Raw genomic sequence first — 26,361 nt, forward strand, 5'->3', positions numbered from 1 at the left:
CCTAACGCTTCATTTTATGAGAACAAACCTCTCTATAAAAACTAATCAAAGCCGTTGCCGTTCATTTAGCCCTTTTGATCGATCAGCGTAAATGGCGTTAGTGATGCCACATCTACATAATGTTTCCATACATGTTCATAGAGGTGATGCTGATTGGCAAACGGAGCCAGCTGCTTAGCTTCTTCAAGCGTACACCAGCGATACTCGGTATGCTCTTCGTTGAGAACAACTGATTGGTTAGGCGGACAAAGTAGCACAAAACATGGGATAACCATGATACGGTTATTTTTTGCTTCGTAGAACTGCTCTAGAAAGTCTGCTGTATGTAACTCAACTTGGTCAATTCGTGTCTCTTCTTTTAACTCTCTTAAAATGGTTTGCCACCCGGCTTCACCCGCTTCGATACCACCTGCAACATGGCACCAATAGCCACCTTTTACGCGTTTGAGTAACAGCATTTTTTCTATGCCATCAATTTTTGAAATGACAACGCCTGAAACATGCGTTGCTTTTATCGGGATCATGTAAGCTCCTTAAATATCGAGTTTTTATTGTTACGCTGAGAGAGACAGATTAATTGCTACGTATTCTACTGTTTATTCATCTTGTCGACAGAAGTGTTTGAGTTGAGAGGATTTAATCGCTAACTAAGTATGCTAAAGTGAGATCTGTCGCAACAAATGAGCAGTAAAATGTCCAATTCATTCAACACTATGATTCCCATCGGTGTGCGCTTTATGGTGCTTTCCGCGTTCGGCTTTGCTCTGATGTCGGCTACAGTAAAGCACGTCGGCAACTACGGTATCCCCGTTTTTGAAATCGTTGCAGCAAGAGCGCTCGTTTCACTTATCATTAGTTATTTCGATGTAAAGCGAAAACGAATTTCTGTATGGGGCAATAATAAGCCATTACTATTTGCACGCGGTGCTGTGGGCACGATGGCTCTGATGTGTGTATATTATTCAGTGACCACCTTACCTTTGGCAGAAGCGACGATATTCCAATATATTCATCCGGTGTTTACTGCACTACTCGCCGTATTTTTCTTGAAAGAGCGCATCCAGCCGTCAACTTTCCTTTGTATTGCGTTGTGCTTACTCGGCATCTATATCATGGTAAGCCCAGAAACTGGGCAAGGCTCAGATAGCGCTTTACCAATGTTTAGCGTCATGATTGCGATCTTAGGCGCATTTGGTAGCTCAATTGCCTACGTCATTGTCAGAAAACTGAGTCAGACAGAAGACAGCTCAGTGATCATTTTCTATTTCCCGTTGGTTGCTCTCCCCGCTTCACTCTTACTGATTGGCGACGATTTTGTAATGCCCGATCTATATCTGACTTTCATGTTGGTTCTAGTTGGTGTCTTTACCCAAATTGGGCAATTGGGGTTAACCAAAGCGATGCAAACTCAACAAGCGGGTAAAGCCTCCGCTTATTCGTATATCCAGATCGTATTTTCTGTGTTGTTAGGCATCATTTTCTTTGGCGAGGTTCCGATCATTTGGACGTACGTCGGTGGCGGTCTGATTGTTACAGGCGCATTAATTAATGCGTTTGGTCATAACTTACGGTTACCTTTTATTAAGCGCAACGCTTGATATACCTACCCAGAACCGTAAACACGACATTTAGAAAAACAGCCAGAGTGACTCTGGCTGTTTTGTGTTTAGCCTAACGTTAAGCTGATATTTTTAACCCTGCGATACCAGCGACAATCATTAGCAAGCTTAAGGCTTTGATAAGTGTTGCTGGCTCATTGAACAGATAAATACTCACGACTGCCGTGCCTATTGCGCCAATCCCTACCCATACGCCATAAGCAATGCCTAAAGGCAAGGTTCTTAACGCAATGCCAAGCAACCAAAAGCTCAATAACATAAAGACAATAGTGAATGCCGAAGCACCGAATTTGGTAAACCCTTGTGAATATTTAAGACCGACAGCCCATGCGATTTCACACAAGCCCGCAATGAAGAGAATTCCCCAAGCCATGTCACATTTCCCAACGAGATGGGGTCGTCCCCGAGAAAAGATAGAGCGGTGAGGTCGTCCTCACTTCTGATTGACTGCTTATTATATACGGAAATCTAAACATAAAAAATAAAACACGGCGATAAGCATACAACTCAAACATCTCATGTACGCTTAAATTCTACGCTTTTCTTTTTAACGGTGGCGGACTCTCTATTTCGCATCAATAACGACACCGTTTTTTAACAATTTACATATAACCTTCTGGTGTTGAAAGTGTTGCATTTATTGCACAAATCACACAAAAACTAATTGAACATGTAAATATGAAAACGTTTGTGTGACTAATATCGCTTAAAACAATGACTGATGACTTTAATATTCAGCCGAATTAATTATAAGGTATGACGTACCCATGAAAGCAATCAAAACCTCTATCGCTGTCCTTGTTGGCGCCGCTCTACTATCTGGATGTAATGACGATACTGAATACGTCAATGTTCAGCCTAAAGAAGTAAAAATAGCGACTTACAACCTCTCTTTTGACCGCGCTACCTTCGAAACTTTGGTAGATGAAATGCAAATTGAACCAACGCAACAAACTGCGTTGGTCACCTCTTATTTAGACGGTTCAATCGCAGCCGAAGACAAAACCACTGCGGAAAAAGTCATTCAAATTCGTAACGTTGCAGCAATCATTCAAAAGAATCGTCCTGATGTTCTCATGATGGCGGAATACAACAACGACGGAACAGGCGAAAACAAAGCAGCCATTGAAGGATTCCAGAAGAACTACTTGTCTGTCGCGCAAAGTATCGATGGCGCGGGCGGTGAAGCAAACCTTGAGCCTATTGAATACCCTTATGCTGAATCTTACTCAACTAATACAGGGTTGTTGAGTGAGTTTGATCTCGACAACAACGGAACCGCAGGTCAAATGCCAGGTGATGCATGGGGCTTTGGCATGTACCATGGTCAATATGCATTTGCCCTTATGTCTAAGTATAAAATTGACACAGCAAACACACGTACATTCCAAGCATTTAAATGGAAAGATATGGAAGGTGCGAAAATTCCAACCATTACTATCTGTGACGGTTCGCAAAAGATTCCAGACGGCATGAAGTGTGGTGATGAATGGTACTCAGCGGAAGAATGGGATCAAGTGCGTCTATCTTCGAAAAATCACGTCGACGCACCAATCATCATTCCAACTCGCAATGGCGAGGAAGTTGTACACTTGTTGATGTCTCATCCTACTCCACCAGTATTTGACACCGGTAAAAACAAAGCGCAAAACGCAGCAGAAGTGGAGTTTTGGCATCATTACATTCAAGGCAAAGACTATTTTTACGACGATGCGGGTAAAACAGGTGGCTTAACGAACGGCGCTAAATTCGTAATGATGGGTGATCAAAACCTTGATCCAGTGGCTGGTGACGGTATTAGCTCTGTAATGCAAGAGCTGCACAACGATCCATTGGTTAACCAAACCGTGATGAATGGTGCGCTTTACCCAACAAGCTTTGGTGCAGCTGAACACGCTGTTGACCGCAGTTCAACTCACTCATATCCGAATCGCATCACTTCAACGTTTGGCTTAGGGGTAGACTATGCCTTGCCTTCAGCAAATTTGAATGTAATAGACTCTGGTGTGTACTGGTCAGCGTCTTATGAAGAGGGCCGTAAACTATTTAACGATGCACGTATCGGTAAGTATGGTGATGGTAAGGATGTATCTTCCGACCATCGCATGATCTGGATTAAAGCACAGTTCTAGACTGCATAAAAAAAAGCCAACCACAAGGAGTCGTGATTGGCTGTATATATTTGTGAACAAGATGGTTCACTAACAACGTCAGTTGGCTAGGTGACCCTCGGCTTAGAAAGGGTCACTCATACTAAAGCATGAGGCGTGCCAACTTTTCAGCGCACAAAAACAGGTTGTTATTTAATCACTTTCATTAAAACTTAACCAATAGCTACTGTTTGCTCACAGAATAAATTGCAATTTGCAAACTACCATTGGCATTTCGCAATAAACCTGATCTTTAGCTCTTGCTTTTATTGCTTCCTAGCTAAGTCGCGTGCAAGGATTAACGCAAGTCCGAATACTTGCAAGAAGAGTCCGATATTCTTGTACCAAGCGATCTTTTCATCCTGCTTTGCCATTACCTCATTGAGCTCTACATTCTCAATGTAGTAATTATCGATGCGGTCTCTATACGAAGCTTGTGCCTGATTTATCTTTGACATTAGTTGCGGAAGTTGATCAATTTGTATTTCATCCGACTCGTTGTGAACCCAAGAAGATAAATGCCCTGCTAATACCTCTTCTAGCTCTAAAGGTATCGCTACGCTCTGACTTATGTGCACATGCAGCAGTAAAGCTTCTCTTTTCCTTTCTAGGGTTTCCACACTGTTCCATGCGAGTTGGATGGAATACAAGTTTTCTGCTGTTTGCTCTGCGAGCTGCGAGTGCTGTTTACCCAACTTATCAAGGACTAAGCTAGTAACGATGATCGCGCCAATATTCAGTACTAATCCAATCAGAACGAGTACCCATGGTGGTGGAATGTAACGTCGCAGACTTACCATAACTTATCGTATGGCAGGTAAATCATATTTAACACAACCAATGAAAGTATCACCAGAAATGTCACCTGCATCCCTCTAATGCGCTTTTTCAAGTCTTTTTTCAATATGCCTTTAGCATGAATAACTCGACCAATTACAAAAATAATACCGGTGAGATGTATCCATGTTGGGTAAGCACTATTGAATTCTAAAAGTGCCATTAAAATCAGGGTGATGGGGATATATTCTGTCGCATTACTCTGGGCACTACGAGCAATTTGTAGAGCCTCTACCCCACCATCGGCATAAGCAATTTGATTTAAGCGACGTTGCTTAATTACTTGAACAGCCAACCAAATAATGAGTATTGCGAGAATGTTGGCATACAGAGCAGTGATCATATGTCGTCCTTCTTGATCTGGTTTTCACTTATATAAGCGTGTCACTTGGCTATAACTATAGCGGTATCATTATGATAATGCGTAAAATAATCTCAAGTTATGATTTCTATTCAGGCAAAAAACGAAAGCCAATGCTTCATGACATTAAAAATGCCCTCGAATGGAGGGCATAAGAATAAAGAAGCTAATATGTGAGAATATTGAAACCACTATAAGGGGTGTTTGACCAGCTTTTTGCGCCGATGCCCTTTGATAATACTTTCAAAAATGGTGAACAACAGCCCTACCCAAATAAATGCAAAGGTCACCGCTTTCACTTCGTCAAACAACTCGCCAAAAAACATAACTGCCAACACAAACTGCAAGCTTGGCTCGATGTATTGCATTAGACCGACGGTTGATAAATTAGTTATACGTATTGCGATAGAATAAAATACAAGTGGTAAAAGTGTGATAGGTGCACTGCCAAAATACAAAAGCAATGTTTTGGTATCTGTGCCCGAAGCCAGTTCACCAGTTGCCCATTGTTTATAGAGCAAATATGCGAGTGCAACTGGAGTCAGTAACAACGCCTCAACAAACAAGGTTGTACTCCAGTCATAATTTATCTTCTTCTTGTAAAGCCCATACAAAGCAAAGAACAACCCCATCGTTAGTGCGATAACGGGCAGCTGACCATAGTGAATCACTTGATACATAACACCAATTGTTGCCAGCACGATTGCAATAAGTTTGCCTTTTGAGAGCTTATCCCCAAGAATAAATACGCCTAGTGCAACAGATACTAATGGCCCAATAAAGAAGCCTAAGCTGGCATCAATGACCCGATGATGGGTCAAAGCCCAAGTGAACGCACTCCAAGAAATACACATCAAACTGCTCGCCACAAACGTGTACCACAAGGATTTTTTATCAAGCCAGATTTCTTTCCAATTCAACCCTCGACGGGTTATCCCAAGTACAATTAGAAACCCGACAGGTACAGACCCAATGATTCGCCATGCTAGCAACTCATCCATAGAAGCATTTGGTAAATAACGATAATAAATTGGTAGCAATCCCCAGATCACAAAGGAGAATGCTGCCATAAAAGTGCCATAACGAGTGTTATTCATAAAACTATCGCCCATCTAAACGACCAAATTTGGCGTAAGTAAACAAGTCCGCCATACATAAAAAGGAATGCAATCCCGCAGTGACTTTATGATGCAGATGGCATTATTGGCTCAACGCTTGTACGACGGCGGTAAAGCCACTCACAAAACACAACATAAGTGCCCCAAACCGAATCTTTTCTTTTGGTAACGACTGGGTAGTTTTCATTGCTAGCCAGTAACCAAGCGCCGCAGCAGGTAATAGAGGAATAGTAATGACCAAATGATGCAATGTGAAGAAGCCCACTGGGATTTGTACTATTAGTGAAATAATCGAACTGAAAACAAAAAAAGCCGATAAGTTGCCGCGTAACTGATTTGCTTCTTGATGCTGCAACAATAACGCCATCGGAGGGCCCCCAATCGCAGAACTGGTACCAAACAACCCAGAAAAGAAACCAGCACATGTCATACGCGAAGGCGTAGGCTCAACCCGAAACGGTAAAACACTCACCACGACTGCAAACAGCACCAACAAACCAATCCAAAGCGTGAGAGTTTGTGTAGATACAAAAAAGAGTAGCAAGCCACCAGCAATTGATCCCGGCACTCGCCCAATCAACGCCATCTTTAAGCCGCCGATTTCAACACTACTGCGGTGCTTCATCGCATTCATCAACGAAATAAATAACGCGACTAAACAGATTGGCGCAGGAACATATTCTGGCGCCCAAAGAATCAGTAAAGGTGCGGCAACAATAGCCAAGCCAAAACCGATTGCGGTCTGGACATAAGAGCCAAGAAATATCAAACCTATTGCAAGGAAGTTTATCGAATCGAATTCCATTTAGATTATTCTTATATTTGAAAAATAAACACAAAACCAAAGCACATTCGCATGATGAATACCTCAGGCATACTGCGATATGAATTCCGCGTAGCATTCATCAAAGTGAATAAAAAGACAATCCATTTGTGCGGTTCGCCCTCATTTGCATTTTGTATTTCATTCCGCTGATGTACATGTTTGCTTACATCGAAGAGGATTCATGCTCGCCTGTTCACGCAGCATTTCTTCAGCGGAATTAATGACCTCTTAAAATCTAGCAGAATTAGACCCGTGAATTCTCCATTGCATTTAATGGATTCAGTCAATTAGTGCGGCGTCGGTATAGCACTTTACAACTCACCTCTTTATACTACTGATCGATTTATCATTACCGTACTTATTTACACAATAAACAAGTGTACGGTCAGTGTTTTTCTACCTTTAACTTGCTGTGAAAATAATATGAAAAAACAAACGGGATTTACTCTAATAGAGTTAGTCGTAGTTATTGTCGTGCTCGGTATTCTTGCTGTCACTGCCGCGCCACGCTTTTTAAACCTTCAAAGCGATGCACGTGAAGCACGTTTGGAAGGAATGAAAGGCGCTATTGCGTCAGCATTAGGCGTGGGTTATGGGAAAATGGCGATTGCGGGATTGGAAAGCAAGCCTTACGTTTCAAACTTCGTAGACAGTGCTTTAATGGCAGATTTACCATTTGACGGCTGTAATATTGGTGGTTCAAAGCGCTGTGTTTTTTTATATGGATATCCTGATTCTGATAGCGAATCGATGAAGTTACTCGTGCAAGGACTGAACGAAGAAGACTCGGATTGGAAAACATTTCATCACCCGGCTGGTTCAACAACTCGCGAAATGGTCATTGCTGCAGCCGACGAAAAAAGAGCTAGCCTTACACAATGCGGAATTTTATATGGGCCACCGCAGACTCCAAACGAGAGTTACACCTTAGAGATTCTTCCCTGCCCTCAATAAAAATAAGGCTGCCAATCGGCAGCCTTATTTGTTTCATCTGATCGGTTTTTTACGCAAAGTTAAACACGTATTTATCCATCATATTCACCATGCGGCCAATCTCTGGCTTGGTAATCGTATCATTTGCGCCAAGAGATAGTGCTTTCGCTCGGTTATCCTCACTCATCAATGACGAGAACATAATGATCGGCATTTCATAAAACGCTTCGGTATCTCGTAGTCTCTTCACTAAGTGCATACCATCCATTCGAGGCATTTCTACGTCCGTAACCACCGCATCTAATAGCTCTTTAACTGGCAAGTTTTCTTCTTTCGCGACCTCGATCAAGCTCATCAACTTCTCATGCGCCTCACCACCGTCTTTACATGTGATCACATTGTAACCTGAAGAAGCTAATGTATCTTGGATCAAAGAGCGAATAAATGCTGAGTCATCCACCACCATGATCGTTTTAGCATTACGCTTACCGACCATTCTCTGGTTGAGATCCACCGACTTGTCCCCTTTCACATCGTATTTTTCCATACTCAGTTCTGGGTTGATGTCTGCGATGATTTTTTCAAAGTCGAGAATCATGATCAGGTTGCCTTCTTTACGGACAACGGCTACTACACAATCTTGTTCGCCCGCTTCCAAAAACTGACTTGGTGATTCCACATCATTCCAAGAGATACGATGAATACGCGAAATGCTGTCAATTAAGAAGCCATTGGTCATTTTGTTGAAATCCGTAACGATTACAAACTTGCGCTCCAGATCTTGTCGTGTTGGCACACCTAACCAACCAGCTAAATCCACTAAAGGCGTCAGTACATCTCTGGATGAGAACACACCAATCATATGCGGTTGTGCGTTTGGATAATCGGTTGTTTCTGGCACGCGAATCACTTCTCGTACTTTCGCAACGTTAATGCCGTAATAACAAGTTTTTGTGCTGCCATCTGGCAATGTTTTTTCTAAATGAAACTCGATGATTTCAAGCTCATTGGTACCACTTTCTGTCAAAATGGTGCTGGTTACGTTACTCATAAAGCCAATTATCCAACCAAAAATACGCATCAGAAAAGTTTGATGCAAACGCCATGAGAAGCCGTTCTCTGGCTAAAAATCCAAAAGTCCTTTTTAGTCGTTACAACAAAATTTGTAAACCATCAAAAGGACGGCTAACGCACATTTCCATACCAAACCATGTAAAATTGTCTCATTTTTGAACACGACATTATGAGTGGCCAAAGTGCGAATTAACACCTCCACTTTTAGCGGCAGAGTCAATGAAAAGTTTAGAAATAATTTGAAGTGATGTTCAGCGTCAATAGCCAAACCTATCTAACAGATATCAGTACAAAGTTGGCTACTGTGCTCATGCCTGGTGTATAACAAGCTCTCTTCAAGTGGCATGGTATAAAACTGCGCTTGTGAACACACGGGTTTAAATCGAAGCGCTAGAGGCATCGCAAGAAAATCTGAAGGCATAGAACACTGAAAGAACACTTTCAGTTTGTTAGTTTTCTGTCAGCGTAAGTTTTAAGCAATCATCCTATCACTAGGTATTTCAATACCTGACATCGCTATTCCCATAATCAAGACACTGATTTTCACTTTTGGAAAGAGTCATTTTCCTTCCTCTTAGCAAGGTTTTTCCTACAATCCTATTCATCCAATTGCGCTGTCGCCTGACAGCACACTAGTTGATGTATTAGGTGAGGTTAACTTTGAATAATGTTCTTATTATCGACGCTCAACCATTGTATAGCGAAGCTATTGCTTCTCTAGTTGAATCTGTAGTCAACACAGCTGAAGTGATTCAAACCACTGACAGTGCGGAAGTGATGGATCTTGTCCGAGGCCAAAAGATTGATTTGATTATTTTAGACGTAGTGCTTGGCGACCGCGATGGTATGCGTTTAGCCAAAAACATTTTAGCGACAGGATATCGTGGCCGACTGTTATTTGTTTCTTCACGTGACTACTCGAGTCTTTCTAAAGCAGCGTACGAAATGGGCGCAAACGGCTTCTTAAGCAAGCATGAAACAAGAGAGACCATTATCGACGCAATTGTGAGTGTTTCACGCGGTTACTCAATGTTTAAGTCGACTCACACACCATCGTCGGGTAACGTAACACTTTCAAATCGCGAAGCCATGGTGTTCCATTATCTTGTACAAGGCTACTCTAATAAGAAGATTTCTGAACAACTTTCACTCAGCGCTAAAACAATCAGCACCTACAAAACGCGTATTCTGAAGAAGTACCATGCGGACACGTTGATTGAACTTCTGCATACTATTCCTCAGTCAGAAAACATTGAGTTTTGCCGCTAAGCGCTCATGTATTTTGCAATAGCACCGATTAACAGCTGGTGCATTGCATCATGTCTTAAGCTTTGCTTCACCTGTACAACCACTTTTGGCCAGCCATCTGGGTAAAAATGCTCTGGCACTCTTATAAATTTATATCCATCAATTGGCGCCTGATATTCAAGTAGCACGGTTGCGGCGCTTTTTTGCTTAATTAGCTTCAATACGCTGCTTACGTTGTCTAGAGCCGCAATACGGTTGATGACCATACCGTGGCTTTCCATCGCACGCTTAACGAGCTGCTCTTTCTCTTTCCAACCGATAATCTCTAACATGATAAAGGGAAGTTTGGCTGCTTCTTCTAGGGTGGTAATTCCCAGCTCTTCAGGGACAACTAACACAGCAGGCGCATAGCCGATGAACTTCTGATAAACAGATTTCGGAACATCCTCGTTGAAGTAATGTAATTGCGCATCCACTTTGCCTAGGATTATCTCTTCTATCGTATACTCTGTAATCGTTGCTATCGAAATGTGCGCCTTGGGAAACAGCGCCATTAAATCCATTGCAAGTAAATGCCCAAATGAGTATTGAGCGGTTTGCGGTAAACAAATGGTGATGTCTTTTTCGTAATTTTCCGGTTCAAACTCATCTCTAATTAGACAAGTTTCAAGCTTCTCGAGTGCATCGGAAATTTTAGGTAATTGACGTTTTAAATAGTCCGTCGGTTCCATGTGGTGAGGATGCCGAATAAACAATTCATCGTTTAGCTGGAGTCGCAATCGGGCAAGGTATTTGCTAATTGACGCTTCGCTCTTCCCCATCGCTTTCGCAACGGGCTTGAGCTGACGGTGCTTATCCAGTAAGACAAGTATTTTAAGTAAGTTTAAGTCGAGATCTTTGTTCACGTGCGACACCAGATGTAAGGTCGAGAATAAATAGAGCAATCACTATTTGTTGACTGCTCTAATATAAAAGACCACTCATTCTGTTTGGTCAAATTAATCAAACAGTTATGTCATGGTTATGTTCCGTAACTTAACATTTAGTCAATACTAGACCTGCTTAATGGGACTTTTGTCTGTGTTTTTTCATCTCATAGAGATCTTCATCTGCACGTACAATAACGTCCTGAAGCGTTTCGTGTAACTCATTCGCCGCGATACCAGTACTCACACTAACTTCGATATCCAAGGTCTTTAGTCGGTTATCTTTAACGACACTACGAAGCTTCTTCGCCAATATTGAAGATTGACTGATACTGCAACCCGGCAGAATCGCAACAAACTCATCACCACCAGTTCGAACTAGATAATCACTATTTCGAAACACTTTAGACATAGCATCAGCAATAATCCCAATAACTTCGTCCCCTACATGGTGACCGTAATGGTCATTGATTCGCTTGATCCTATCGCCATCTATTGCAATGACGGAATATGGCGCGGTTTCCAAACGACGTTTGAATTCGCTATCTTGAAAGACTCTGCGGTTAAACAATCCCGTTAAATCATCTTTCGTCACGTTCGTCAGTGCTTTCGCGAGGCGAAGTTTGCTCTCTTTAGATTCATAAGCTTTGTTGTAATACGCTAAGGTTACGAAAAAGAAGATGATAAACAAGAACACGTAATCCAATACAATTTTACTGAATGGGTACATGTAAACGATAAGATTGTTGTTGTCTGCGACATATGATTGGGTGTACGCGAATGATGGAAAGGGGTAGCCAGCGAAATAAATCACCATTTGCTTGTTCCCATTCGCTATTTGAACATCTACCGCTTTCCCATCATTGTAAAGCGGCGAGAGGTACAATTGTTCCGAGAACTCCCCCACTAACTCACCTTGAAAGTAAACCGGACTCATGATGCTTATCGCCATGTCATCGGAGTATGTCGTTTTAAATGGTAGGGAAAACAATACCCGGTCCGTCAGTTGCTCTTTCCACGCAGCTAACACACAAGAATAATTACTTTTACACCAATCAACATCAAATGTGGCTTTCACTCCCTCTAACGCTTCAATCGGTCTCTCTAAGATGAGTTTGTTTCCAGTATAAGAACGAAAATACATAACGGCATTTTGTCGATTGAACGCATTTGATAAATACGCTTCAGCCTGATGAAGCGATTTCCGTGCAACAGCTTCAACGTAATTAAGTTTTTCATAAGGTGACAGGGAGTAAATCGCATCTTGAAAGCTCAGCTCTGTTTGCGCTTCTACTTCACTCACGCTCATGCCTTTGTATTGCTCGAGCTGCGCTTCCGTCAATAGCCCCATGAGAATTACTTTTTGTTTTATTTTGGCTAAATTATTCGCGTAAGTGTTGAACTGCTTTACTTCATAAGAAATTAACACCGCACCAATCATTGTGACAGAAGTGACGAATAGTAATGTTGCGATGAAAAGAGACAACGCGATACTTTTAAGTGTCATGATGCGGTCTTACGCCCCCGCCACTCTTGTTAGCTCAACAATGTTCTTTACGTTAAATTTATCCAATAGACGGCGTTTGTATGTGCTGACTGTTTTATCACTTATTGATAGCACTGAAGCGATTTCTCTATTGGACTTTCCTTGTAGTAAATACTTCATTACTGCACTTTCTCTGCTTGAAAGTTGTGACATTTCTCGAACGCTGTTAACAACTTGCTTAAATTTGAAGAAGGTATACCCCTTCTCTACCGCTTCTATCGCGTCTTTAAGAATGTCGTGATTTTCCGATTTACACACATAGCCATCAGCGCCAGAACGAAAAGCCATTTGGCTGTACATTTGGCTAGTTTCAGCGGAGAAGAAAATGACTTTGCCTTCATAACCATGGGATTTGATACGTTTGTAGAAATCAAACCCATCGCAATCTGCCAAGTTCACATCTAAGATCAACAGTTGAATTTCTTCCTTTTTCAATATTTGTAATGCCATCTTCGCTGATGTTGCAGTAAATACCCCATTTGTTTTACCTAACTCTTCCAACAACGACTTGATTGCAACACAAACGAGAGGATGATCGTCAAAGATCAAGTAATTCAATTTATTCATATCTTTCATTTAGTATGGTTATGGCTTCTAGTGGCATGGGTTTATCAATGTAAAAGCCTTGGCAAAGATCAATCCCATACTCACGTATCGCTTGCAGTGTGACTTCGTCTTCAATACCTTCCGCGACCAGTCGTATATTCAAACTTTTCGCTAACGCGCAAATAGCAACAACGATGTTGCGTTTTTTGATGTCGCATTCGACACCTTGTACAAACGAACGATCGATTTTTAACTCGTTGAATGGCAGTTGAGCCAGTTTTTCAAACGTCGATGAACCCGTGCCAAAATCATCTATTGAGACAGTGACACCGTTCATCCTCAACTTGAGTAAATTCTTGTACAGGGACGCGCTAGTCTGAAATGTATCTCGCTCTGTAATTTCAATGGTGATTTGTGATGGGTCAATCTCGCTCTCTGAACATTGCTGTAAAAAGTAGTGAGAGAACGCCGTATCTTCTAAATTTTCATGGTCTACATTGATGGATACGTTTTGCGTCAATCCGCGGTGTTTCATGTCATAGATAACATTACTCAATACAGCTTGAAACAACTCTCCTGAAAGGCGGCAACGCTCTACAATTGGCAAAAAATAATGAGGTGCTAACACACCATAAATGGGGTGATTCCAACGCGCGAGCGCTTCATACCCAAGCACTTTCCCACTTTGCACATCGACTAAAGGCTGGTAATAATTTTTCACGCGCCCTTCAGCCAGAGCAAACAGGAATTCTTGATCTTCCACTTCAATAGGTTGCGCAAAGCTGACTTGTTTCGCTTTTTCATCTTTTATTTTACCTAACAAATCAACGACTTCATTTTCATCGTATGGCTTAGGCAGCTTCCCTAATACTTCAAAACTAAATCCCTCGCACATGGCTCTTACCGCAGAAATAATGGTCAATTCCATTGCACTGACCAGTACAACTTGCCCCTGGTACTGGACTTTATCGAGCATTTCCATCATATCGATGCCGTCTTTTCCGGGCATTTGGATATCACAAAAAATTACGTCAAAATGTTGTTCCTGCACACTCTGAATAGCAGCATCCACACAGTTAAAGGGGATGACTTGCGCGCAATAGCGATCCAATATTTGCGAAAGTATTGTGGTTTGTAGCGGATGGTCATCAATCACCATCACATTAAGTTGTGTATTCATTTGTCTCTACCCAATAGTTTATGTTTTCGATCTCCTGCTCGATTCGTAAAATTAGCTCCGCTGTTCGCCTGTCAAACTCCGCAGCACTAACTCGTTCTGCCTCAATACAAAGCTCAGTCAGCATGCTTACCCCTATCGCCCCAACCGCTCCTTTGATGCCATGAATGACCCGTTTTTTGTCTCGCTCAGTCGATGCGGCGTTTAAGTTTTTTATATCTGTAGACATTGATTGACTAAACACGCGCGCAATCTCTTTTGCGTCCTGTGCTTTGAACCGTTTAATCCAGCCGGGCAGCCTACCCCTCTCTTTTTCGCCAATAAATGGAATCAAAACGGTTTTTAATTGATTAAGGTCATAGGGCTTGTAGAGCACATCATCAATGCCGATATCCTGTGTACGTTCAATGGCAAGACGAGCATCTTCTGCTGTCACACCGATGATTGGAATTGCTTTAAATTCGGAGTTTTTCACGTGCCTAACAAGCTCATAGCCATCCATTTCTGGCATATGAAAATCGGTCAGCAGCAACACAACGTTTTCATCTTGGTTGATGTATTCCCATGCTTCGCGGCCGTTATTCACAATGACAGGTTCGATTCCAAGTTCATGAAGCTGCATTGCTATCACACTTTGGTTAATGGGATTATCTTCTGCGACCAGTACCGTGCCGAGAACCCAAGAAACCACTTCTTGATTTGCGTCACTAAGCTTGGTTTCTTGCTGCGTTTGGCTGAGCAAATTGAACAATGTATCTGGATATTGAAGCTCTCTTAGCGTAAGACTGCCAAGTACCCTTTGTTCGTCACGCAGCATTAGGCCATTAAAACTGGCATCGCTGTCGTGTATAGGGTGAAGGTTCGCCACCATTGTTTTTAACGTCGCTGGACGCATTTTCCACGCGTCACACCACTGGCGAACATTAAGTGGTAAGCTCTCGCTATACGTCCAGTTCAAACAAACGTCTGGCTCAGAGTCGCAATGCTCAATTGGCAGTCTGACGGTAATCGTCGTGCCCAAGCCAAATTGTGAATCGATGCAGAGCACGCCGCCCATGCTGTCGATCAATCGGTCAACAATGCTTAGCCCCAATCCAGTACCGCCATATTTACGCGTAATAGTGTCATCCGCTTGAACAAAAGGATTGAGAATGCCTTCGAGTTGGTCATCCGTCATGCCGATACCTGAATCCGCCACTTTCAAAATAAGCTGCTTTTCATGAAGAATGACACTGATTCCAACCTCTCCTTCGGCAGTGAATTTCACCGCATTGGAGAGCAGATTGGTGGTAATTTGCACCAATCGCAGCGCGTCGATTTCAATGAAAGCATTCGAAAATGGTTTGATTGTCACTTTGTAATCCAAACCTTTCGCAAGCGCTCGTGGTTCAAAGCTTCGAAACACATCGCACAAGGTTTTAAGCAAGTCGGTCTTAACTGGGGCGACGGTTAAGTGCCCTGCCTCTAACTTTGAATAATCCAGTACTTCGTCTACTAGCGTATTCAAATGATTGAGCGAGCGTATGGCTTGGGCAATTAACTCGCGATTTGAATCTGCCATCACTTGGCGATTTAGCAAATCGAGGATGCCGTGTGCTGCCGACAATGGCGTTCTTAATTCGTGACTCATGGTTGCCAAAAAGTTTTCGCGCGCACGTACCGCGGTTTGCGCTTCTTTTTGCGCATCGATTAACGCCTGCTCACGTTCTTTTTGCTGGGTAATATCTTGAATAACAGTCAGTACAAACTTGTTCTTACCGCTAGGAGAAGCGATGACTTTGCGTTCTCGATATACATGTTTAATATCAAGTTCACAGCCCGACGAGGCAACCTCTTCTGAAATACGCTTTCCAGCAATAACAGTGGTTAGTTCATCAAAATTATTCACCAGAGGAGCGTGCGCAGAATCACTTTTCAACTTACATTGTTGGCACTGTTTACTGTTGTAGTTGGCACAATTGCTCATCTCCATATGGTTATTTTCACTATGGATAAAAACCAAGCTATTGATCTCTTTGATGATGTCCATCAGCCATTGCTTTTCCGCTTCCTCATTGTCAGCATTAAATTCGGCTAACCTCACTTTAAGTCGCATGTGAGATAAGATGAAATACGTCGCAATTAACATGAGACAGAATATGAATGAACCAGCAACAACAAATGTAGCGATCTGCTCCGCGTCATAGCCATAAGTCAGTTTGAAGCTTCGGTGAGAACGCAGCAGTTTTTCGATCTCGTTAGAATCAATGGTTTCGATGATGCTGTTCAACATGTGTTGCAGTTGTGTATTGTGGTTTGCAACCGCAAATGCATTAGAGAACGTCAAAACGTCCTCCGCATTGATCACCAAGCCATCGACTTGATCTTGTGCAATCATGTTGTGAACGATGTCGTCAGGAATGTAAGCCACATCCAAAACGCCCGATTTCAAATCGGTAAGCAGCTTTTTCAAATCATCATAATGATCAACTTGGCCTCGCTGCCAAGTGCCCAAATGAACTAACCCTTGCTTTTTCAAAGTGAGCAGAATACCCGCTTCTTTCAATGCAGATTTATCGCGCTTGCTCTGCTCCGCTTGGATAGCCACGTAATTACTGTGCATGAATGGTTTAGTGAACAACCAATCTGACTTAGGTAGATCACCCACATAAGAAACGGGGACTATATCAGCATCAAATGCCGTTAATCCATTGGAAAGGCTCGACGTCGGCTTCACATACTTAAAGCTCAAGCCAGTACGAGACTGCAATAAGTCGATGAAGTCTGGAAAGAAACCATCTAACTCGCCCGTTTGCGAATCTCGGTAGAGAAACGGATAAGCTTCGTCACTGCTGCTGTAAGTTATCACTAGTTTGTTTTGATGATTACGTCGGTAATCTACCAATAACTTATCACTGATATGGTAAGGATTTTTCGAGGCGACGGAGCGAATGTTTTTTCCATTTTGCTCCCACTGAAGGATTTTGTTGATGTCATCGATCAGACTTTGTTTGTCCAACGAAGCGATAAAACTCACCTCTTCGTTTTTCAACCAACTGGGAATATCGACAACCCCTTTTACAATGTCATTCAAATCCAAATATTGGGTAATACCAACATAAGTGTAAATCAGCGCGTTCGCTTTACCTCGCTTAACTTCATTAAACGCCTCTAAACGTGTTTTAACGTAATGTATCTTATCGATACCGCGTTCAGTGAGGTTGTCACAATATACACTGCCCTCAACACACACCCATTTAAGATCACGCGCATCACTATCTCGGTAAGTGGCATTCCGATACCAAACAGCGATAGTGCTCGAAAAAAAAGGCATCGAAAACAAGAAACGCTTTTCTCTTGCTGCTGTTTTACTAAATCCAACCGCACCATCAATCCTCTTGCTTTCGACATCCGCAAGTAAAGACGGAATATGCTTGTAAGTCCGAAGTTCTAACTCATAATCCAGAGCTTTAGTAATGTTAGACAAATACTCAAGACTAATTCCGTACGAAGGACCAACGCTACCGTCAAACGAGTCTTTAGCTTCGTCTTGCGCAATAACACCAACGATGACCTTCGGTTTAGGACTCTGTTTGGCAGTTGAGCAAAAAGAACTCGCTAAAAAAATTAAGGCGACGGACGATACCGTAATACTTCTAAGAATACTGAGCATGACTGCTTCCTCTGAATGGAAGCTCAGACTAGTTTTTGTCAGATAAAAGTCAAACTTCGCTCAACAGCGAAATAAAAATAACACTTTGATATAAAAGCAGAAAACCAAAATTCGTCAGAACAATCTGACAACACAATCCACCTTTGACTACACAGCGTTTGCGTTCGGTCTCTCACCCAGACGGATATTCACTGCGAGTCGGTATATATAAGAGATGTGTGCGCTTAGGTTTGCACGCCATAGCTTTTTACTTTCATCTTGAATGATTCATCATCATTCCATGATAAACTGACGCATTAACATGAAAGAAAGCTCAACTCCGCGGTTTCGAGCAGCTTGAAGTAAACACAGTTTTAGAAAATGCGTTCTAGTATTGTATTACTCAAGATTCACATTGCTACTTTTACAACCGCTGGAGCATTAGAAAAATTAAGGTATTAAATTCAAATGGTTAATAACTCAATCCAGTGGTTTCCTGGCCACATGCACAAAGCACGTAAAGAGATCGAAGAAGCAATCCCTCAAGTGGATGTGATCATCGAAGTACTGGATGCTCGTATTCCTTTCAGTAGTGAAAACCCTTTGATTTCTCAAATCCGTGGTGACAAACCTGTCGTTAAAGTTTTGAACAAACGTGATTTGGCCGATCCAGAGTTAACTCAACTGTGGATTGAGCACTTGGAGCAAGAGCAACATGTAAAAGCAATGGCGATCACGACTTCTGAACCACAAGAAGTGCATCGAATCATGGAGCTTTGTCGCAAACTTGCCCCACACCGAGAAGAAATTGGTAAAAACATTCGCACCATGATCATGGGCATCCCAAACGTTGGAAAGTCGACGATCATTAACACCCTCGCAGGTCGAACAATCGCTGTAACAGGTAACCAACCCGCGGTTACACGTCGTCAACAACGTATCAACCTGCAAAATGGCATCGTATTATCTGATACTCCAGGAATTTTATGGCCAAAAGTGGAAAATCCACACAGTGGCTTCCGCCTTGCGGCTACCGGCGCGGTAAAAGATACAGCGATGGAATATGACGAAGTCGCATTCTATACCATTGAATACCTAGCAGCTCATTATGCAGACAAGCTTAAAGAGCGTTATCAAATTGAAGAGCTTCCAGAATCAGATATCGAGATCATGGAAGAAATTGGTCGTCGCCGCGGTGCACTACGTGCAGGTGGACGTGTTGACTTGCACAAAGTATCAGAGATCTTATTGCACGAACTTCGTCAAGGCACTTTGGGCCAAATTACATTAGAACGCCCAGAAATGATCACTCAAGAGCTGATTGAAGTCGAGATTGAGACCGCCCGTAAAGAAGAAGAAAAAGCGAAGCGTAAAGAAGAGCGTCGTAAGCGCTATTTACGTAATAAGCGATAAGCTTGTCTCTTATCTACTCATGTTTCAAGGCGCGATTTTCGCGCCTTTTTTGTTATCTAATGCGCCCATTTTTTTCACTTTTCAAACTTTATATTCCTCATCCAAAATCCCAGATATGAAGCACGAAAAAACACCGCAAAATCGCCGTATAAACTTTAAGCACAAACTAGTTTAGACCCCGGGCCCCTATAGAGTTACAGCCACCATCCAACCCTCAAATGTCGAGTTTGCAAGGGTCTGCAAACTTATGCAACCTGGTTAGTGACACTCTCCCCAAAATCCGCAATATGAATAAGTGTCAGCGCTGGCGTTTTTCCATATGAAGAAGAGATTTATTATGAGTGAAACTATACAAAGCAAACCACTTCCCTCCTTTATCGAGGAACGCCTAGATTTTTATATTCAAGATCTAATCGAACCGAATGAGAACAAAAAACACCTTGTTCTTGGTAAACGCCCACCGTGTAATGCCGTTGTCCTGCAAAGCAATGATTACCTTGCACTGTCTCATAATAAGGAGATTCAAAACGCGCATCGTGATGCGATTTCCCAGCACGATGACAACGTCGTGATGTCCGCGATTTTCTTACAAGACGATGAATCGAAACCTGTATTTGAAACGCAACTAGCCAGTTTCGTTGGTATGCCTAGTTGTCTACTTTCTCAATCTGGTTGGGCTGCGAATGTCGGTTTATTGCAGACTATTTGTGCACCGAACATACCTGTGTACATTGATTTCTTTGCACATATGTCTTTGTGGGAAGGCGCACGTATTGCCGGAGCACAAATTCATCCGTTCATGCATAACAACACCAGTCACCTAAGAAAACAGATTTCACGTCACGGTTCAGGGATCATTGTTGTGGATTCGGTTTACAGCACTATCGGGACCATCGCTCCTCTACGTGATATCTACGAAATAGCACAGGAGTTTGACTGCGGCCTGGTTGTAGATGAATCACACTCTTTAGGTACACACGGTCCACAAGGTGCGGGGATACTGCAGGGTCTTGGCTTAACTCATAAGGTAGATTTTATTACCGTTAGTCTTGCCAAGACATTTGCTTATCGTGCTGGCGCGATTTTAGGCCCAGAAAAACTGGCGAAGACGCTTCCATTTGTGGCGTACCCTGCAATATTTAGTTCTACCGTATTACCGCAAGAGATCATTCGGCTAGAGAAAACACTGGACGTCATAAGAAAATCAGATGATAAGCGAGATATTCTGTTTGAAAGAGCCAAGTCTTTAGCCGTTGGTTTAAAACGCATTGGATTTACTATTCGCAGTGAATCACAAATTATCGCATTAGAATGTGGTAACGAGAGAAACACTGAGCGAGTCCGCGACTTTCTCGAAGAGCGAAATGTTTACGGCGCAGTGTTTTGCCGCCCTGCAACTGGAAGGAACAAAAACATCATCCGTTTTTCAGTCAATGCAGACATGACAGCTGCTGAAGTTGATCATGTACTCACTGTCTGCCAACAAGCATTTGCACACCCTGACTTAGAGTTTGTGTAAGTTAGTGTGTAGATAAAACTAAAGAGCTCAACAGTTTTGCTGAGCTCTTTATTCGTGTTATTCGTTGTGAGCAACTCGCCTCAAGAAAACAAGTCGCGAATGATTAGATCCAGTTTGCGATTTTATCGAACAAACGATTTTTATCCGCCGGTTTTACGATGAAGTCAGACATACCCGAAGACCCAATTTTGTCCAACGTGACAGGTGAACTATCCCCTGTATGCGCAATAATAGGTACCGACGCATAGTTTTTATCCGAGCTTCGAATTCGCCTAGACGCTTCTACACCATCCATAATTGGCATTTCGATATCCATCAGAATGAGATCAACATCTTCTTGCTCTAGTGTATCCAGAGCCTGCTGCCCGTCTTCTTTCTGAATCACTTCAAAGCCTTGCTTTTCAAGTAACATTGCCGTGAATTTACGCAAAGATTCATTATCATCCACGACCATAATTGTGCGCTTATTTGAATTATCTAACGTCACCGAGGCCGTTGGTGTTGATACATAGCTTGAATCATATAAGAGACGCTCAATAGTTGGTTTAGTATTCAATAACCAGACTTGCGTTTCGATCCAAATAGGTTCATATGCAGCCTTACGTGCTCTCTGAGTCGGATGATGCTCAAAAAGATAAACTATGCGTGCTTCAGTGAAAGACAAGAGAGATTCTAATCTATCCAATTGGTTTGCTCTTGGATCTAAGCTCTCAAGATCGATAAAAATCAGATCGAATTCGAACTCGTACTCTTTCTTTTTGAGTACTTGGTTGGCATCTAAAATCGTCGAGTCAAAGCCCATAAAACGGCTAATATCTGTTACTTTAGACACCAAGATATCTTGGCTAGTCACCGTTAGAATGGTTTTGAGTTTAGTCAGATCGTTTTTGATTTCAGTAACGGTATCAGATGTCGTTAGTGGGAAAGTTAACGTAAATTGAGACCACTCCCCTAACTGAGATTGACACTCAATGTTCCCCCCAAATGAACGCATGACTTTTTTACAAAACGGTAGACCCAAACCATAACTTCCTGATTTGCCAGTGGTGTAAAAGTCTTGAAAGATATTGCGTAGAACATCAGGAGCAATGCCAGCACCATTATCGGTTACAACAATTTGATTAAAGCGTTCTGAACTTATCATGGATACATGTATGTGAAAATCTTCAGATTTACGGTGATGGAAGGCATTCTTGAAGAGGTTATACATAACGTATTTAAGTAATGTATCACTACCTAGAAACTCAAACTCACTTCTCGCATCCAGCGATATGGCAAATCGATCAGTGGCACGTTTATAACTGAAGCTTTCAATTGCCCGTTCAACGACCGAGTGAACTGAATATTTTTTGAAGCTAGAACGAGAAACTCGATTTTCATCAATCGAAGTTAGCAATAAATCGATGGTTTCATTACCCGATTGGATAATGTTCATTGCATCCTGACTCACTTCACGTAATAAGGTGACATCCTCTACACTCATGACGTACTGCTCTTTTCCTGCCTCTTTCATGTTGGGCAAGATCGACTGGATAACATCTATTGAAGTGCAAAGCCCACTCAACGGGTTACGCATTTCATGTGCAATCCCTGCCCCGAATGATTTTGCCAGCGAGACTTTCGCTTCATGTTCAACTTGGTTACGAAAATAGAACAAATTACCGAAGACATAAATAAACAGAAAGATTGGCACATGAGTCCAATCCATGGTCAAGTCAAGATGGAACCCTTTTGCAACCCAAGCGAAGAATGTTGCTAAACCTATCCCAGCAAAGGTTTGAGCAAACATGACCCTAGTAACATGAACCAGTAAAATGTGTAAGAAAATTGCAGACATAAACGACATAACCCATACATTGGACCAGTCATTCATCAGTAACATATAAAAAAAGAAAAACGGTAAGCACAGCGTTATCGTCACTTGGTAGTAAATAGGAACATAATCTCTCCAAGTCGATGATAAGCGGTTTCTAAAAATGATGCCGAAAAACAATAACGAGCAAAACAATCTAAGAGGTAAATTTTCATAAGCCTGTGGAAAGGCAAACTCCCAGACAAAGTAGTACAGCGGAAAGCCAAGAAACCCCATCCAGCCAACGAGAGTTAGGTTTGGTTCTGCATATTGATAAACCTTACGTATCGAGTCCATATAATCTGTTTTGCTTACTCCGCCTGACGCACAATAGTGTGATTTTGATTCACTTTTATCGTTTTATTATTAACTAATTATATATTAATCATCATTTATAAGCAGCGCGAAATGACGTAAACAGCTCGCAATACTTATCTTTAGTTTCAATCTTTTAAGACAGCTACACTTGATTTACAACCAAATAAACAAAGTTGCATATAGTTTAGTGCAATTTTGCGATAATCGCTCTGTATCCAATTGGATGTTAATCTCATTTTGTGCAAGAAACTTAAGTCGCGCCTTTGGCACGACTTTCCAACGATTCAAAAACAGTACTCACCGCATATAGCGTGGTGAAGAACAATTGGCTTGGGATGTGTTATGAATTCTGTCCAGATAAAAAATGTCATTTTTGATGTAGGTAATGTATTGGTACGCTGGTCTCCAGTAGAAATCGTTCGCTTAACATTTGGTGGTTCCGTAGAGTCAGAGAAAATGGCTCAGATGCTATTTTCATCACAAATCTGGAAAGATTTAAATAAAGGGACGATCTCCGAAAGGGAAGCAAAACAGCGTTATCAACGTGAACACCAAGTAACGACGGAAGAAATGGGCCGCTTCTTTTATTATGTAAAACACACTCAAATATTACTTTACGGCAGTATAGAGCTGTTAAAACGAGTAAAAAGAGCCGGATATGGCGTATATGCGCTCACAGACAACATCAACGAAATTGTGGAACACCTTCGTACTACTTATGAGTTTTGGCCACTGTTTGATGGAGCAATCATCTCTTCTGAAGTTCAATTACTAAAACCACAAGCGGAGATCTACCAAACTCTACTTTCAAAGTATCAGCTTAACCCCGAAGAGACAGTATTTCTTGATGACATGCCTTACAATGTTGAAGGTGCCCGAGCGGTTGGCATGGCTGCTATTCAGTTTGAAAATGCTCAGCAATGTGAGCTCGAACTAAAAGCTATGGGGGTTAACTTCTAGAAAGCTTTTAATAAAAACATAACTTTAGGGTGTATAAACAAAAAAGAGCAGTGTTGAGACTGCTCTTATCTAGTGTTTCAGAACGCTAGGTTAGGAGTAAATCACGTTTTCCTCAATCCCACTAACTAATGACTGGGCGTTCTTCCAACGGAATACTTTTTCTAACACCTCTTTGCCATCAGGTGCGCGCCAAGTTCGCTCTTGATCCTCTTGTCCACCAATGTGGCGATAGAATTCAATCGCAGAAATGTTTTGCGACACAACTTCTAAATAAAGACCTGTGTCTTTAAAGTACTGCTGTTGCCATTCGGCGACAGCAAGTAATAGCTGCTTACCAATCCCACGACCACGGTAACTGTCATCAACATGCAATGCGTCAATAAAGGTTCCACGCTCGAAATCATGGTTGCCGAACACACAAACAAAGCCAAGTAGCAAACCTCCCTCCTCCGCCAAGACAATGTGCTGATTGAATGGTGGGTTGGTCAAACGGGTTTGCCAAATCAGTAGTTTGTCGTCAATCGCTTCTTTCTCAAGATAGTTATCACTAAGAATGCCACGGTAATGACGCTTCCAGCTATCCGCATGAAGATGCGCAATGCGCTCGTAGTCCTTATATTCCGCTAATCGTAAATCCATTACGTATTCCTATTTTCTTACATTTTTGCTTCTTTATAGAGTCTCGGTATATTCCACCTTTATAACACTTGTTTCTTGGCAGATTTTATACACCTTAAGCCAGAGCTCATTTTTTAATACTACTCATTATTCAATTAAAAGCAAAATATCCCATCAAGTTCCTTAATCTACACCCAAAGGAATAGTCACATTTGTCTAACTTTAATTTGACTTACATGTGTACGCTGATATTCTAGCGAACAGTTGTTAGCTCAAAGTTAGGGATACACCTGTGACTCAAAACAAACCACCTATTATCTGGTTGAATACATTAATATTTTCTGCCAGTTTTGTTCTGACTTTTATTGTAATGCCTTGGTATGCATATCATTTTGGACTAGGTTGGGAACATCTAATTTGGGGAGTGATTGCATTTAGTTTCACTAACCTTTCTATTACAGCAGGCTATCATCGTCTCTGGAGCCACAAAACGTACGAAGCTCATCCTATTTTGCGCGCCATTTTTGCGATTGGAGGAGCATTTTCTTTGCAAAATAGTGCATTACATTGGTCTTCTGATCATCGTGTGCATCACAAACATGTCGACAATAACGATAAAGATCCGTACTCAGCCAAGCGGGGTTTTTGGTATTCTCACATTGGGTGGATGTTACGTGATTACAATAAGTCAAAGGAAAACGAATATACAAACTGCCGTGACCTAAAGCGCGACAAAATCGTCATGTGGCAGCATAAGTATTATGTTCCACTTGCCCTACTGACTAATATTGGTTTCCCAGTCATGCTCGGACTGATCTACGGTGATATCTGGGGGATGTTATTGGTCGTTGGTGCGGCTCGACTCTTTATGAGTCACCATACGACTTTTTTCATTAACTCCCTCGCACATATTTGGGGTAAGCAAACTTTCACAGACAAAAACACTGCTCGCGATAATGGTGTACTCGCCTTTTTCACATTTGGAGAGGGTTACCATAATTTCCATCATATTTTCGAGAATGACTATCGCAATGGCGTGTATTGGTGGCATTACGACCCAACGAAGTGGTTGATAAAGTCATGTTCTTGGCTAGGACTCACATCTAAGTTGCGCACAACGCCTACATTTAGAATTGAAAAAGCCCGTGCGAGTCAACTTTTGAAGAAAGCAAGAGAAAAGCTAGAATCGAAACCGAACACGCAAACAATCCTCGATCAGCTGCAGCACGAGTTTGATACTCTAGTTCATCACATGCAGGAATACTACGAGATGCGCAAAGAAGTACTCGGTGCCAAAACTGCCAGTGTGGTAAAGAAATACGAATGTTCTGTAACGAAAATGAAGTACCAGCAAATTAAAGCAGAGTTCGAACGGCAGCAACGTAGTTGGAACCTTATGGTTCGTCGATACGCATAGTTTATCCTCATTCTTACGATTACTTAGCTTCGCTTCGGCGAAGCTTTTTTGTTGTGAAGAGTGTTTTCCAATAATTGCTTATTGAGTAAAGTCTTTTTCCTATTGTGAATCAATTCACTCATTATTCATTCACTTTCCTAGTCATATTTTCCTTCCTATAAATAGCTTCAAACCAGCACATAACACTTAGAAAACCAAATTCCAACAATACAATCTAACGAAATTATTTATTAAATTATTATTTGTCTCAGATCATGCAAGCCCCATATTTG

The 26,361-nt window shown here is 41.9% G+C and carries 22 protein-coding genes; 8 read left to right on the plus strand and 14 right to left on the minus strand.

The window, feature by feature from the left end:
- Nucleotides 1–65: 65 nt before the first annotated feature.
- Nucleotides 66–524, minus strand: a complete 459-nt coding sequence (locus R7P35_RS04760; RefSeq protein ID WP_025767835.1) for an NUDIX hydrolase — start codon at nucleotides 522–524, stop codon at nucleotides 66–68.
- Nucleotides 525–692: 168 nt separating this feature from the next.
- On the opposite strand from R7P35_RS04760, the gene R7P35_RS04765 reads away from it, so the two are divergent.
- Nucleotides 693–1,598 carry a DMT family transporter gene (locus R7P35_RS04765; RefSeq protein ID WP_025767836.1) on the plus strand — a complete coding sequence of 302 codons (906 nt, stop codon included), beginning with the start codon at nucleotides 693–695 and terminating at the stop codon, nucleotides 1,596–1,598.
- Nucleotides 1,599–1,677: 79 nt separating this feature from the next.
- Here the strand turns inward: R7P35_RS04765 and R7P35_RS04770 are convergent, their stop codons facing one another.
- Nucleotides 1,678–1,992, minus strand: coding sequence for a DMT family transporter (locus tag R7P35_RS04770; protein WP_005376506.1), 315 nt, complete (start codon nucleotides 1,990–1,992; stop codon nucleotides 1,678–1,680).
- A gap of 394 nt (nucleotides 1,993–2,386) precedes the next feature.
- Here R7P35_RS04770 and R7P35_RS04775 point away from each other — a divergent pair, with 394 nt between their 5' ends.
- Nucleotides 2,387–3,751 carry an endonuclease/exonuclease/phosphatase family protein gene (locus tag R7P35_RS04775; RefSeq protein ID WP_025767837.1) on the plus strand — a complete coding sequence of 455 codons (1,365 nt, stop codon included), beginning with the start codon at nucleotides 2,387–2,389 and terminating at the stop codon, nucleotides 3,749–3,751.
- A gap of 284 nt (nucleotides 3,752–4,035) precedes the next feature.
- Here the strand turns inward: R7P35_RS04775 and R7P35_RS04780 are convergent, their stop codons facing one another.
- From R7P35_RS04780 to R7P35_RS04795, 4 genes are all read right to left on the minus strand, one after another.
- The gene (locus R7P35_RS04780; protein ID WP_025767838.1) at nucleotides 4,036–4,569 is read right to left on the minus strand and encodes a hypothetical protein; all 534 of its coding nucleotides are present in this window, start codon (nucleotides 4,567–4,569) and stop codon (nucleotides 4,036–4,038) included.
- Entirely contained in the window at nucleotides 4,563–4,949 is a 387-nt protein-coding gene (locus tag R7P35_RS04785) for an MAPEG family protein (RefSeq protein WP_005376510.1), read from the minus strand. The genes R7P35_RS04780 and R7P35_RS04785 overlap by 7 nt, the downstream gene beginning before the upstream one ends.
- 209 nt (nucleotides 4,950–5,158) lie before the next feature.
- Nucleotides 5,159–6,064 (minus strand): EamA family transporter RarD, encoded by a 906-nt coding sequence (rarD, locus tag R7P35_RS04790; protein ID WP_025767839.1) that lies wholly within the window; start codon nucleotides 6,062–6,064, stop codon nucleotides 5,159–5,161.
- Nucleotides 6,065–6,167: 103 nt separating this feature from the next.
- Nucleotides 6,168–6,890 (minus strand): sulfite exporter TauE/SafE family protein, encoded by a 723-nt coding sequence (locus R7P35_RS04795; RefSeq protein ID WP_042520743.1) that lies wholly within the window; start codon nucleotides 6,888–6,890, stop codon nucleotides 6,168–6,170.
- A 444-nt stretch (nucleotides 6,891–7,334) separates the two neighbouring features.
- Between R7P35_RS04795 and R7P35_RS04800 the strand changes: the two genes are divergently transcribed.
- On the plus strand, nucleotides 7,335–7,865 hold the full coding sequence (locus R7P35_RS04800; RefSeq protein ID WP_042520741.1) for a prepilin-type N-terminal cleavage/methylation domain-containing protein: 531 nt from the start codon (nucleotides 7,335–7,337) through the stop codon (nucleotides 7,863–7,865).
- A gap of 49 nt (nucleotides 7,866–7,914) precedes the next feature.
- On the opposite strand, the gene R7P35_RS04805 is transcribed toward R7P35_RS04800, so the two are convergent.
- Nucleotides 7,915–8,895 (minus strand): chemotaxis protein, encoded by a 981-nt coding sequence (locus R7P35_RS04805; protein ID WP_025767840.1) that lies wholly within the window; start codon nucleotides 8,893–8,895, stop codon nucleotides 7,915–7,917.
- A gap of 683 nt (nucleotides 8,896–9,578) precedes the next feature.
- On the opposite strand from R7P35_RS04805, the gene R7P35_RS04810 reads away from it, so the two are divergent.
- A complete protein-coding gene (locus tag R7P35_RS04810) occupies nucleotides 9,579–10,187 on the plus strand; it encodes a response regulator transcription factor (RefSeq protein ID WP_025767841.1) in 609 nt (202 codons plus the stop codon).
- Here the strand turns inward: R7P35_RS04810 and R7P35_RS04815 are convergent.
- From R7P35_RS04815 to R7P35_RS04835, 5 genes are all read right to left on the minus strand, one after another.
- A complete protein-coding gene (locus tag R7P35_RS04815) occupies nucleotides 10,184–11,071 on the minus strand; it encodes a LysR family transcriptional regulator (RefSeq protein WP_025767842.1) in 888 nt (295 codons plus the stop codon). The genes R7P35_RS04810 and R7P35_RS04815 overlap by 4 nt on opposite strands.
- A 157-nt stretch (nucleotides 11,072–11,228) precedes the next feature.
- A complete protein-coding gene (locus tag R7P35_RS04820) occupies nucleotides 11,229–12,599 on the minus strand; it encodes a GGDEF domain-containing protein (protein WP_005376517.1) in 1,371 nt (456 codons plus the stop codon).
- A gap of 9 nt (nucleotides 12,600–12,608) precedes the next feature.
- A complete protein-coding gene (locus tag R7P35_RS04825; RefSeq protein ID WP_025767843.1) occupies nucleotides 12,609–13,205 on the minus strand; it encodes a response regulator transcription factor in 597 nt (198 codons plus the stop codon).
- On the minus strand, nucleotides 13,198–14,364 hold the full coding sequence (locus R7P35_RS04830) for an EAL domain-containing protein (RefSeq protein ID WP_025767844.1): 1,167 nt from the start codon (nucleotides 14,362–14,364) through the stop codon (nucleotides 13,198–13,200). Before R7P35_RS04830 ends, R7P35_RS04825 begins: the two co-directional genes overlap by 8 nt.
- Nucleotides 14,348–18,013 carry an ATP-binding protein gene (locus R7P35_RS04835; protein ID WP_025767845.1) on the minus strand — a complete coding sequence of 1,222 codons (3,666 nt, stop codon included), beginning with the start codon at nucleotides 18,011–18,013 and terminating at the stop codon, nucleotides 14,348–14,350. The genes R7P35_RS04830 and R7P35_RS04835 overlap by 17 nt, the downstream gene beginning before the upstream one ends.
- A gap of 447 nt (nucleotides 18,014–18,460) precedes the next feature.
- Between R7P35_RS04835 and ylqF the strand changes: the two genes are divergently transcribed.
- Both ylqF and cqsA read left to right on the plus strand, forming a co-directional pair.
- On the plus strand, nucleotides 18,461–19,405 hold the full coding sequence (ylqF, locus tag R7P35_RS04840) for a ribosome biogenesis GTPase YlqF (protein WP_005376521.1): 945 nt from the start codon (nucleotides 18,461–18,463) through the stop codon (nucleotides 19,403–19,405).
- A 337-nt stretch (nucleotides 19,406–19,742) separates the two neighbouring features.
- On the plus strand, nucleotides 19,743–20,924 hold the full coding sequence (cqsA, locus tag R7P35_RS04845; RefSeq protein WP_017635350.1) for an alpha-hydroxyketone-type quorum-sensing autoinducer synthase: 1,182 nt from the start codon (nucleotides 19,743–19,745) through the stop codon (nucleotides 20,922–20,924).
- Between the two features lie 103 nt (nucleotides 20,925–21,027).
- Here cqsA and R7P35_RS04850 read toward each other — a convergent pair whose 3' ends face one another.
- Entirely contained in the window at nucleotides 21,028–23,073 is a 2,046-nt protein-coding gene (locus tag R7P35_RS04850) for a response regulator (protein ID WP_258458587.1), read from the minus strand.
- A 363-nt stretch (nucleotides 23,074–23,436) separates the two neighbouring features.
- Here R7P35_RS04850 and R7P35_RS04855 point away from each other — a divergent pair, with 363 nt between their 5' ends.
- On the plus strand, nucleotides 23,437–24,054 hold the full coding sequence (locus tag R7P35_RS04855; protein ID WP_025767847.1) for an HAD family hydrolase: 618 nt from the start codon (nucleotides 23,437–23,439) through the stop codon (nucleotides 24,052–24,054).
- A gap of 90 nt (nucleotides 24,055–24,144) precedes the next feature.
- On the opposite strand, the gene R7P35_RS04860 is transcribed toward R7P35_RS04855, so the two are convergent.
- Nucleotides 24,145–24,693: a GNAT family N-acetyltransferase gene (locus tag R7P35_RS04860; protein WP_005376525.1), complete on the minus strand. Its 549-nt coding sequence runs from the start codon at nucleotides 24,691–24,693 to the stop codon at nucleotides 24,145–24,147.
- A gap of 271 nt (nucleotides 24,694–24,964) precedes the next feature.
- On the opposite strand from R7P35_RS04860, the gene R7P35_RS04865 reads away from it, so the two are divergent.
- The gene (locus tag R7P35_RS04865; RefSeq protein WP_115386608.1) at nucleotides 24,965–26,089 is read left to right on the plus strand and encodes an acyl-CoA desaturase; all 1,125 of its coding nucleotides are present in this window, start codon (nucleotides 24,965–24,967) and stop codon (nucleotides 26,087–26,089) included.
- Nucleotides 26,090–26,361: the final 272 nt, after the last annotated feature.

Source organism: Vibrio sp. Vb0304 (assembly GCF_033338995.1).
GTDB classification, from domain to species: Bacteria; Pseudomonadota; Gammaproteobacteria; order Enterobacterales; family Vibrionaceae; genus Vibrio; species Vibrio alginolyticus.